Below are 10,805 nucleotides of genomic sequence, written 5' to 3'. Positions count from 1 at the left end.
GGCTGGGCGAGCCCGCCGAGGCGGCCCCGGGTGGCCATGGAGCGGATGTAGACGCCGGGGTCGGAGGCGTGGTCGTTCATCCGCACCCGGTCGCCCAGCAGCGCGCCGCCGGAGAACGGCGAGGACGGGTCGACGGCGAGCACCCCGACCCGTTTCCCGGCCCGGCGGTAGGCGGTGGTCAGCGCGGAGGTGCAGGTGGACTTGCCGACGCCGGGCGAGCCGGTGAGGCCGATGACGTAGGCACCGCCGCTGTGCGGGGCGAGCGCCGCCATCACCTCGCGCAGCTGGGGGGCGCCGCCCTCCACCACGGAGATGAGCCGGGCCACCGCGCGCGGGTCGCCGCGCCGGGCGCGGGCCACGAGATCGGGTACGTCCACGGTGCGTGCCCCCGCGCCGCTCATCGGCGCGGCACCCGCAGGATGAGGGCGTCGCCCTGCCCGCCGCCGCCGCACAGCGCCGCGGCGCCGGTGCCGCCGCCGCGCCGGGCCAGTTCCAGCGCGAGGTGCAGCACGATCCGCGCCCCGGATGCCCCGATCGGGTGACCCAGGGCAATCGCCCCGCCGTTCACATTCACCCTTTCGTGGCCAATCCCGAGATCCTTCATTGACTGGGCCGCCACCGCCGCGAACGCCTCGTTGATCTCCACCAGGTCGAGGTCGCCCACCTCCAGGCCGTCCTTGCGCAGCGCGTGCAGGATCGCGTTCGAGGGCTGCGAGTGCAGCGAGTTGTCCGGCCCGGCGACGTTCCCGTGCGCGCCGATCTCGGCGATCCACTCCAGGCCCAGCTCCTGCGCCTTCGTCTTCGCCATCACCACCACGGCCGCCGCGCCGTCGGAGATCTGGGAGGCGGAACCGGCCGTGATGGTGCCGTCCGGGCGGAACGCGGGCCGCAGCCGGCCCAGCGACTCCACCGTGGTGTCGGGGCGGATGCCCTCGTCCGTGTCCACGATCAGCGGGTCGCCCTTGCGCTGCGGTACCGCGACCGGGGTGATCTCGGCGGCGAACAGGCCGTTCTTGCGCGCCTCGGCGGCCCGCCGGTGGGAAGCCGCCGCGATCTCGTCCTGCTCGGCGCGCCCGATGCCCAGCCGGACATTGTGCACCTCGGTGGACTCCCCCATGGCGATGCCCTCGAAGGCGTCCGTCAGCCCGTCCCGCGCCATCGAGTCCAGGACCTCGACCGCGCCGTACTTGTACCCGGCCCGGGAGCCCGGCAGCAGGTGCGGGGCGTTGGTCATCGACTCCTGGCCCCCGGCGACGATCACGTCGAACTCCCCGGCCCGGATCAGCTGGTCGGCCAGCGCGATGGCGTCGAGCCCGGACAGGCAGACCTTGTTGACGGTCAGGGCCGGCACGGTCATCGGGATCCCGGCGTGCACGGCGGCCTGCCGCGCCGGGAGCTGCCCGGCCCCGGCCTGGAGCACCTGCCCCATGATCACATACTGCACCCGGTCGCCGGTGATCCCGGCCCGTTCCAGCGCCGCCCGGATGGCGAAGCCGCCCAGTTCGGCGCCGCTGAAGTCCTTGAGCGAGCCGAGCAGGCGGCCCATCGGGGTGCGGGCCCCCGCCACGATCACCGACGTGACGGGGGAAGCGTTGGCAGACATCATGCGGCTCCTTTGCCCGGGAACATGCGCTGGCGAACCTTCCGGCGTGAACGGCCGTTCACATCACGGTGCAGTCAATGTACGCAGTCGCCCACCCGCCGGTCACCGTCACGGAAATGTGACGGTGGGCACGTTGCGCGGTCACCCCGCGTGGCGATCCACTGGTCCCATGCTGACGCGTATCGATCACATCGGAATCGCCTGCGCCGACCTGGACGCCACCGCCGCGTTCTACCGCACCACGTACGGCTTCGAGGTCTTCCACACCGAGGTCAACGAGGAACAGGGGGTGCGCGAGGCCATGCTGCGCATCAACGGCACCGACGACGGCGGCGCCTCCTGGATCCAGCTCCTCCAGCCGCTGGACGCCGACAGCCCGGTCGGTAAATGGCTCGCGAAGAACGGTGAAGGAGTGCATCACATCGCCTTCGGCACCGCCGATGTCGAAGCGGACGCCGAAACCGCCAGGCAGGCGGGGGTACGGGTGCTCTACGACACGCCCCGCACCGGCTCCATGGGCTCCCGGATCACCTTCCTGCACCCGAAGGACTGTCACGGAGTGCTCACAGAACTGGTCACCGCCGCCCCGCCCAAGGCTGTTGAAGGGGCCTCGGGCCACTGACGCAGGCTGCACCGGCCGGTAGAGTGGCCGGGCCGGGGCATGGGGCTCACTCTCGACACCCCTGTCCGGCGAAGAACTCCGGCCGGCGGCGGCCCGTACTGGTGCTCCACTCCACGCTCCAGCGGACAGCGGCCGGAACCGGATCACCCTTAACCACGACCAGGGGACGGATGGGACCGCGCGGTGCGGGGCTACGACAGCGTGCAGGCTGACGACCACCTCTCTCGTTTCGAAGCCGAGATGGAACGGCTGAAGAAGGAGCGGGAGAAGGCGGTCGATCATGCCGACGACCTCGGCTACCAGGTCGAGGTCCTGCGCGCCAAGCTGCACGAGGTGCGCCGGGTACTCGCGGTGCGGCCCGCCTACGCCGACCCCGGCGGCCACGCCGAGCAGCTGCTGCGCAACGCCCAGCACCAGGCCGACGCCATGCGGGTGGAAGCCGAACGCGAACTGCGCGAGGCGCGCGCGAGGGCCCAGCGGGTCCAGCAGGAGCAGTCCGAGGCCCGCGCCCGGATGGAGGCCGAGCTGCACGCCGAGGCGGTCGCCCGCCGGCAGCGGCTCGACGAGGAGCTGGCCCAGCGCCGTTCCACCGTCGAATCCCACGTCAACGAGAACGTCGCCTGGGCCGAGCAGCTGCGCGCCCGCAGCGAGTCCCAGGCCCGCCGGCTCATGGAGGAGACCAGGGCCGAGCACGAGCGCACCATCGCCCAGGCCCGCGCCGAGGCCCACCGGCTGACCGAGGAGTCCCGGCAGCGCGCCGCCCTGGAGGAGCGCACCGCCCGCGCCGAGGCCGAGGACCTGCTGCGCCGCTCCCGCGCCGACGCCGAGCGACTGCTGGCCCAGGCCAACGCCCAGGCCCAGGAAGCCGCCGAGCACGCCGAGCGGCTGCGCACCGCCACCGCGCAGGAGGCCGAGACCGGCCGCCGCGAGACCACCGCGCTGGTCCGCAAGGCCGAGGAGCGCCTGGAGCAGGCCAAGTCGGTGCTGCGCACCGCCAAGGAGGAGGCCGAGCAGCTGCTCGCCGAGGCCACCGAGGAGGCCGAGAAGCGGCGCGCGGCCGGCGAGAGCGAGTACGAGCAGCGCTCGGCCACCGCCAAGGCCGAGGTCGCCCGGATGGTGTCCGAGGCCACCCGGGACGCCGAGCGGCGCCGCGCCGAGGCCGAGCAGGTGCTGGCCGACGCCCGCGCCAAGGCCGAGCAGCTGACCTCCGAAGCCGCCGAGGAGGCCCGCTCCAAGGCCGCCGAGGAGTACGCCGCCCAGCTGGCGGAGGCCGCCCGCACCGCCGAGGAAGTGCTGAACAAGGCCGCCAAGGAGGCCCAGGAGACCACCAAGGCGGCCACCGAGGAGGCCGAGCGGCTGCGCGAGGCGGCCGAGGCCGAGGCCGACCGGCTGCGCGCCGAGGCGCACGACGTGGCCGAGCAGCTCAAGGGCGCGGCCCAGGACGACACCAAGGAGTACCGGGCCAAGACCGTCGAGCTCCAGGAGGAGGCGCGGCGGCTGCGCGGCGAGGCCGAGCAGCTGCGGGCGGAGGCCGTCGAGGAGGGCGAGGCGATCCGCGCCGAGGCCCGCCGGGACGCCGCCGCGAGGATCGAGGAGGCCGCCGCCCGCGCCGAGGAGCTGCTGGCGCAGGCCAAGTCCGACGCGGAGGAGACCCGCGCCGGCGCCACCGCCGAGAGCGAGCGGGTACGGACCGAGGCGATCGAGCGCGCCACCACGCTGCGCAACCAGGCGGAGCAGGCGCTGGCCCGGGCACGTACCGAGGCCGAGTCGCTGGTGGCCGAGGCCACCGGGCAGGCCGAGCGCACCACCGCGGAGGCCGAGGAGGCCGCCCGCCGGCTGCGCGAGGAGACCAAGGAGGCCACCCGCGCCGAGCGGGAGGCCGCCCAGCGCGAGCTCGACCGGCTGCGCGAGGAGGCCGAGAGCCGGGTCACCGCCGCCGAGGAGGCGCTGGGCGAGGCGCGCTCGGAGGCCGAGCGGCTGCGCATCGAGGCCGCCTCGGAGGCCGAGCGGCTGCGCGCCGAGGCCGCCGAGCGGGTCCGGCAGCTCACCGAGCAGGCCGAGCAGGCCGCCCAGCAGCTGCGGGACGAGGCCACCGCCGACGCCGCCAGGGCCCGGGTGGAGGGCGAGGAGTACGCGGTACGGCTGCGCGGCGAGGCCACGGCCGAGGCCGAGCGGGTACGCCAGGAGGCGGAGGCCGCCGCCGACCGGGTACGGGAGCGGGCCGCCGCCGCGGCCGAGCGCACCGCCGCCGAGGCCGCGCAGGCGCTGGCCGCCGCGCAGGAGGAGGCGGCCCGGCTGCGGGCCGAGGCCGACACGCTGCTCGCCGAGGCGCACGACGCGGCGCACCGCGAGCGGGCCGAGGCCCGAGAGCAGAGCGAGGAGCTGCTGGCCGCCGCCCGCGCCAAGGTGGACGACGCCGAGCGGCGCGCCGAGACGCTGGTGGCCGCCGCCGAGCACAAGGCACAGCGCGAGCGGGACTCGGTGGCCGGGCTGCGCGAGCAGGCGGAGGCGGAGATCGCCACCCACCGCGCGGAGGCCGAGCGCGAGGTGGCCCGGGTGCTGCGCGAGTCCGCCGAGGAGAAGGAGGCGGCCCAGGCACTCGCCGAACACACCGTCAAGGAGGCCATCGCCGAGGCCGACCGGGTGCGCCAGGAGGCGGAGGCCGCCGCCGAGCGCACCCGTGCGGACGCCGACGCGCTCGCCGACAGTGCCCGCCGCGAGGCGTCCCGCAAGCGCAACGAGGCGGCGGCGCAGGCCGATGAGCTGCTGTCCAAGGCGCAGGAGGAGGCGCTGCGCATGAGCGCCACCGCCGAGGAGCAGTCCGACACCATGGTGGGCGCCGCCCGCAAGGAGGCCGCCCGGATCGTCTCGGACGCCCAGGAGTCCGGCCAGGAGCTGGTGGAGAACGCCCGCACGGACGCCAACACGCTGCTGGAGGAGGCCCGTCGGGACGCGGCGGGGATCCGGGAGCGCGCCGAGGAGCTGCGGGCCCGGGTGGAGTCGGAGGTCGAGGCGCTGCACGACCGGGCCCGCCGGGAGTCGGCCGAGCAGACCCGGGCCGCCGGCGAGCGGGTCGACAAGCTCATGCGGGCCGCCGACGAGCAGCGCGCCGAGGCCCGCCAGGCGGCGGAGAAGCTGCTGGCGGACGCCAACTCCGAGGCGGGCAAGGTCCGGATCGCGGCCGTGAAGAAGGCCGAGGGCCTGCTCAAGGACGCCGAGCGCAAGCGCTCCGAAGTGCTGCGCGAGGCGCAGAAGATCCGTTCCGACGCCGAGCGGGACGCGCGCCGGGCCGTCGAGGAGAGCAAGCGCGAACTGGAGAAGCTCAGCCGCCGCCGCGAGGACATCAACGCGGAGATCTCCCGGGTGCAGGATGTGCTCGCCGCGCTCGATTCCTTCGGGGAGCCCAAGGGTGCCGCGAAGTCCGGCGGAAAGACCGGCAGTGGCAAAGGCGGTAAGGGTTCCGGAGGTTCGGGTGGCCTCGGTACGGTCACCGCGGGCGCCGGTGCCGGTGCCGCGCCCCGTCCCGGCGGCGGAAAACCCTCCCGGGGCTGACCGGAGATGAATTCGACACCACTCGTTCGAGCGTTTGGGGCGAACATTCTCCCTACCAAAGCACCGATCCACTCGAAGACACGCCGCTTCGCCCCCTAGGATTGCTGAACGCCCAGGCCCATTCACAACCTGACGCACCCCCGTCTGAATCGACAGGAACCCCATGAGCGACACTTCCTCCCCCTTCGGCTTCGAGCTCGTGCGGCGCGGCTACGACCGCGGGCAGGTGGACGACCGGATCACCAAGCTCGTATCGGACCGCGACAGCGCGCTCGCCCGTATCACCTCCCTGGAAAAGCGGATCGAGGAGCTTCACCTCGAAACGCAGAATGCCCAGGCCCAGATCTCGGATTCCGAGCCCTCCTACGCCGGTCTCGGCGCGCGGGTCGAGAAGATCCTGCGTCTTGCCGAGGAGGAGGCGAAGGATCTGCGCGAGGAGGCCCGCCGGGCCGCCGAGCAGCACCGTGAGCTGGCCGAGGCCGCCGCGCAGCAGGTGCGCAACGACGCCGAGGCCTACTCCCAGGAGCGCAAGGCCAAGGCCGAGGACGACGCCGCGCGGATCATCGAGAAGGCCGAGGACGACGCGGCGGCCACCCGCGCCGAGGCCGAGAAGAACGCCGCGGCCAAGCGCGAGGAGGCGGACGCCCTCTTCGAGGACACCCGCGCCAAGGCCGCGCAGGCCGCGACCGACTTCGAGACCAACCTGGCCAAGCGCCGCGAGCAGTCCGAGCGCGACCTGGCCTCGCGTCAGGCCAAGGCCGAGAAGCGGCTCGCGGAGATCGAGCACCGGGCCGAGCAGCTGCGCCTGGAGGCCGAGAAGCTGCGCACCGACGCGGACCGCCGCGCCCGCCAGACGGTGGAGACGGCCTCCCGCCAGGCCGACGACATCGTGGCGGACGCGAACGCCAAGGCGGAGCGCATCCGTACCGAGTCCGAGCGTGAGCTGGCGGCGCTGACCAACCGCCGCGACAGCATCAACGCCCAGCTGACCAACGTCCGCGAGATGCTGGCCACCCTCACCGGTGCCCAGATCGCGGCGGTCTCGCTGGACGACGACGAGGACGAGGGCCTGAGCAAGGGCGTGCCCGCGCAGCAGTCGCGCTGACCCGGCGCCTGCCCGCCTCACCCGAACGGCGCCGGGAAGTCGACGACCATGCGGATGATGCTGGGGCTCGACCATCCGACCAGCGGCCAGGTGCTGATCGACGGGGCCCCGTACCACCGGCTGCGCGATCCGCTGCGGGCCATCGGGGCGCTGCTGGAGGCGAAGGCGGTGCACCCGGGCCGTACCGCGTACCACCATCTGCTGTGTCTGGCGCAGAGCAACGGCATTCCGGCCGAGCGGATCGGCGCGGTGCTGGACCTGGTGGGGCTCGGCGCGGTGGCCCGCAAGCGGCCCAAGGGGTTCTCGCTGGGGATGGGGCAGCGGCTCGGCATCGCCAGCGCCATGCTGGGGGATCCGCGGATCCTGATGTTCGACGAGCCGGTGAACGGTCTCGACCCGGAGGGCATCCACTGGATCCGGACGCTGATGCGGCGGCTGGCGGCGGACGGCCGCACCGTCTTCGTCTCCAGCCATCTGATGAGCGAGATGGCGCTGACGGCGGAACATCTGGTGGTGATCGGGCAGGGCAGGCTGCTGGCCGACACCTCGATGGCGGCGTTCATCCGGGAGAACTCCCGCAGTTATGTGCGGGTGCGCGGCCCGGAGCCGGCCCGGCTGCGGGCGGTGCTGGAGGCGGCGGGCGGCGGAGTGGCCGTGACGGCGGGCGCGGACGGCACGCTGGAGGTGACGGGCGCCGAGGCGGCCCGGGTGGGGGAACTCGTGGCGGGCGAAGGGCTGGTGCTGCACGAGCTGAGTCCGCAGCAGGCGTCCCTGGAGGAGGCGTTCATGCGGCTGACGCACGGCTCGGTGGAGTACGAGGCCCGCGCCGAGGGCGGCGGGGCTCCGGCGGCCGGTCCGCCGGAGCCACCCGGCGAGGCAGGTGGGGCGGGCGGTCCCGGTGGGGCGGGCCCCGGCTGGGGCGCCGGGTGGGACTCCGGACGCGGAAAGGGGGCGTGAGCCATGGAACGGACAGCCCGGGTGGTGCGCTCGGAGTGGACGAAGATCCGCTCGGTCCGCTCCACGGTGTGGACGCTGACGGCGGCGGTGGTGGTGACGGTCGCGCTGGGGATGCTCCTCAGCCTGGTGGTGCGCAACACCTTCACGGATCTGCCGGCCCGCGAGCAGCTGACGTTCGACCCGACGCTGACCAGCTTCGCCGGGATGGTCCTGGGCCAGCTGGCGATGATCGCGTTCGGCATCCTGGTGGTGTCCAACGAGTACAGCACCGGCATGATCCGCGCCTCGCTGGCGGCGGTGCCCCGGCGCGGGGTGTTCATGGCGGCCAAGCTGCTGGTCGCGACGGTGCTGGCGCTGCTGGTCGGGATGGTCACCAGCTTCGCGGCGTTCTTCCTCGGCCAGGCGGTGCTGGGCCAGTACCGCACGACACTGGACGCGCCGCACGTGCTGCGGGCGGTGATCGGCGGCGGGCTCTACATGGGGCTGATCGCGCTGTTCGCGATGGGCGTCACCTGGATTCTGCGGAGCCCGATGCTGTCGTTCGGGATTCTCATCCCGTTCTTCTTCATGATCTCCAGCATTCTCTCCAGCGTGCACGCCACCCGGCGGGTGGGCAATTATCTGCCGGACGTGGCGGGGCAGCGCATCATGGCGGTGGTGGACACCGGCGACCGGCCGTACGGGCCGTGGGGCGGGATGTTCATCATGCTGCTGTGGGTGGTGGCGGCGCTGCTCGCCGGTTACTGGGTGCTGAAGAAGCGGGACGCCTGATCCGCGGGCGGTCCGGTGCGGGCGGGAACCGAATACCGCTCCGGTGGGGTCTTAGACGAGACCACCCCACCGAGCAGGGAACGCAGCATGATCGAGGCCGTGGGCCTGACCAAGAGCTATGGCGCGAAGACAGCCGTGTACAACCTCAATTTCCAGGTCCAGCCGGGGAAGGTGACCGGCTTCCTGGGCCCGAACGGCGCGGGCAAATCCACCACGATGCGGATGATGCTGGGGCTCGACCGGCCCACCAGCGGCACGGTGACCATCGCCGGGCAGCCCTACCACCGGCTGCCGAACGCCCCGCGCCAGGTCGGCGCCCTGCTGGACGCCAACGCCAAGCACGGCGGACGCAGCGCCCGCTCCCACCTGCTCTGTCTGGCGCAGCTGTCCGGGATCCCGGCGAGCCGGGTGGACGAGGTGCTGGGCATCGTCGGGCTCCAGGACGTGGCGGGCAAGCGCTCCAAGGGCTTCTCGCTCGGCATGGGCCAGCGGCTCGGCATCGCCGGGGCGCTGCTGGGCGATCCGCAGGTGCTGCTCTTCGACGAGCCGGTGAACGGTCTCGACCCGGAGGGCATCCTGTGGGTCCGCAACCTGATGAGGAAGCTCGCGTCCGAGGGGCGCACGGTCTTCGTCTCCAGCCATCTGATGAGCGAGATGGCGCAGACCGCCGACCATCTGATCGTGATCGGGCGCGGCCAGCTGATGGCCGACCTGCCGGTGCGGGACTTCATCACGCAGAACTCCACCGGCTTCGCCCGGGTGCGCACCCCGGAAGGGGACACGCAGGCGCGCGACACACTGGTGCGGGTGCTGGCGGAGGCCGGCGGGCAGGTGCTGACGGAGCCGGACGGCGCCCTGAAGGTGATCGGGGTGCCGCTGCCCCGGATCAGCGACCTGGCGCACGGCGCGGATGTGCGGCTGTGGGAGCTGTCGCCGCACTCGGCGTCGCTGGAGGAGGCGTACATGCGGATGACGCAGGGCGCGGTGGACTACCGCTCCACGCAGGACCCGCAGCACGCCGCCGCGCAGCCCTACCAGCAGCACCAGCAGTACCAGCCCGGGCCGCCGCAGCAGCCGCAGCCGTACGGCCCGCCGCAGCCGCAGCACGTCGCCCCCGCTCAGCCCGCGTACACCCCCGAGGACGCCCGATGACCACCCCTCCCCCACCGCAGCAGCAGTACCAGCAGGCGCCCCCGCAGCAGCCGTACCAGCCGCCGCAGCAGGCCCCCGGGCAGCCCCCGCAGCAGCCCTACGGCCCGCCGCAGCCCGTACCGCAGCAGGCCGGGTACCCGGCCGCCCCGGCGGTGGGGCGGGCCCATCTGGGGCACGCCCTCCGGTCGGAGTGGACGAAGATCCGCACCGTGCGCTCCACGGTGTGGACGCTGGCGCTGCTGTTCGTGCTGACCGTGGGCATCGGCTCGCTGTTCGCGCTGGCGCTCAGCGGTGAGGAGTACGTCGGACTGCCGCTGCTGGCCGGCACCTTCTTCGGCCTGATGTTCGGCCAGATCTGTGTGATCACCCTCGGGGTGCTGGTGATCAGCTCCGAGTACGGCACCGGCATGATGCGCACCACCCTCACCGCGAGCCCGAACCGGGGACGGATACTCCTGGCCAAGGTGCTGGTGTTCTTCGGCGTCTCGTTCGTCATGACCCTGCTGGCCACCACGCTCAGCGGGCTGGTGCAGTCGAGTCTGCTGTCGGGCCAGTCGGCGGCCGACCGCTACATCGACTCGTACATGGAGAGTTCGATCGAGAACGGCGAGGTCGTCGCCACCGGCGCGCACTGGCTGGAGGCGACCCTCGGCGTCTCGCTGTACGTCTCGCTGCTCGGCGTGCTGGGCCTGGCGGTCGGCGCGCTGCTGCGGCACTCGGCGGGCGCCATCACCACCATGATGGCGGTGGTGCTGCTGCCGCTGCTCGCGGCGATGTTCATGTTCGGGGAGAGCATGGCGACGCTGCGCGACCTCCTCATCGAGTACGCCCCGCTGAACGGCCTGGCCACCCTCTTCGGCCTCCCGATGGGCTCGGGGGACGACCCGATCTCCGGCTGGGGCCTGCTGGCCATCCTCGCGGCGGCCACGACGGCGGCGCTGATCGGCGCGTACGCCAAGCTGGTGAGCACCGACGCCTAGGGACGCACCGCCCGGTTCCCGCGCAGTGGCCGTCACGCCCCCCGAACCCGGGTTGGGGGGGTG

The 10,805-nt window shown here is 73.3% G+C and carries 7 protein-coding genes and 2 pseudogenes; 7 read left to right on the top strand and 2 right to left on the bottom strand.

Annotated elements, in window-relative coordinates; translation table 11 throughout:
• Positions 1 to 401, bottom strand: a pseudogene (locus ACFV5N_RS18065) (methylmalonyl Co-A mutase-associated GTPase MeaB); the annotation flags it as partial.
• Complete coding sequence (locus tag ACFV5N_RS18060) at positions 398 to 1,606, bottom strand: acetyl-CoA C-acetyltransferase (RefSeq protein ID WP_385600537.1); 1,209 nt, start codon at positions 1,604 to 1,606, stop codon at positions 398 to 400. The gene ACFV5N_RS18060 and the pseudogene ACFV5N_RS18065, both read right to left, overlap by 4 nt.
• Positions 1,607 to 1,772: 166 nt before the next feature.
• Here ACFV5N_RS18060 and mce point away from each other — a divergent pair, with 166 nt between their 5' ends.
• From mce to ACFV5N_RS18025, 7 genes and pseudogenes are all read left to right on the top strand, one after another.
• Positions 1,773 to 2,225, top strand: coding sequence for a methylmalonyl-CoA epimerase (gene mce, locus ACFV5N_RS18055; RefSeq protein WP_385600535.1), 453 nt, complete (start codon positions 1,773 to 1,775; stop codon positions 2,223 to 2,225).
• A gap of 183 nt (positions 2,226 to 2,408) precedes the next feature.
• Positions 2,409 to 5,777 carry a hypothetical protein gene (locus tag ACFV5N_RS18050; RefSeq protein WP_385600533.1) on the top strand — a complete coding sequence of 1,123 codons (3,369 nt, stop codon included), beginning with the start codon at positions 2,409 to 2,411 and terminating at the stop codon, positions 5,775 to 5,777.
• A gap of 163 nt (positions 5,778 to 5,940) precedes the next feature.
• Positions 5,941 to 6,882, top strand: coding sequence for a cellulose-binding protein (locus ACFV5N_RS18045; RefSeq protein WP_385600530.1), 942 nt, complete (start codon positions 5,941 to 5,943; stop codon positions 6,880 to 6,882).
• 21 nt (positions 6,883 to 6,903) lie between these two features.
• Positions 6,904 to 7,839: pseudogene (locus tag ACFV5N_RS18040) on the top strand (ATP-binding cassette domain-containing protein); the annotation flags it as partial.
• 3 nt (positions 7,840 to 7,842) lie between these two features.
• Positions 7,843 to 8,610: an ABC transporter permease gene (locus tag ACFV5N_RS18035; protein ID WP_385600528.1), complete on the top strand. Its 768-nt coding sequence runs from the start codon at positions 7,843 to 7,845 to the stop codon at positions 8,608 to 8,610.
• An 87-nt stretch (positions 8,611 to 8,697) separates the two neighbouring features.
• Positions 8,698 to 9,762, top strand: coding sequence for an ABC transporter ATP-binding protein (locus tag ACFV5N_RS18030; protein WP_385600526.1), 1,065 nt, complete (start codon positions 8,698 to 8,700; stop codon positions 9,760 to 9,762).
• Positions 9,759 to 10,742, top strand: coding sequence for an ABC transporter permease (locus ACFV5N_RS18025; protein ID WP_385600523.1), 984 nt, complete (start codon positions 9,759 to 9,761; stop codon positions 10,740 to 10,742). Before ACFV5N_RS18030 ends, ACFV5N_RS18025 begins: the two co-directional genes overlap by 4 nt.
• Positions 10,743 to 10,805: the final 63 nt, after the last annotated feature.

This window comes from Streptomyces sp. NPDC059853, from assembly GCF_042731495.1.
Classification (GTDB): domain Bacteria; phylum Actinomycetota; class Actinomycetes; order Streptomycetales; family Streptomycetaceae; genus Streptomyces.
This window is presented reverse-complemented; position numbering and strand designations above follow the sequence as displayed.

What these genes read in the sequence shown, in the direction of transcription:
- ACFV5N_RS18045 (WP_385600530.1), top strand. Translation starts at nt 5,941, where the DNA reads ATGAGCGACACTTCCTCCCCCTTCGGCTTCGAGCTCGTGCGGCGCGGC.
- ACFV5N_RS18035 (WP_385600528.1), top strand. Translation starts at nt 7,843, where the DNA reads ATGGAACGGACAGCCCGGGTGGTGCGCTCGGAGTGGACGAAGATCCGC.
- ACFV5N_RS18060 (WP_385600537.1), bottom strand. Translation starts at nt 1,606, where the DNA reads ATGATGTCTGCCAACGCTTCCCCCGTCACGTCGGTGATCGTGGCGGGG.
- ACFV5N_RS18030 (WP_385600526.1), top strand. Translation starts at nt 8,698, where the DNA reads ATGATCGAGGCCGTGGGCCTGACCAAGAGCTATGGCGCGAAGACAGCC.
- ACFV5N_RS18025 (WP_385600523.1), top strand. Translation starts at nt 9,759, where the DNA reads ATGACCACCCCTCCCCCACCGCAGCAGCAGTACCAGCAGGCGCCCCCG.
- mce (WP_385600535.1), top strand. Translation starts at nt 1,773, where the DNA reads ATGCTGACGCGTATCGATCACATCGGAATCGCCTGCGCCGACCTGGAC.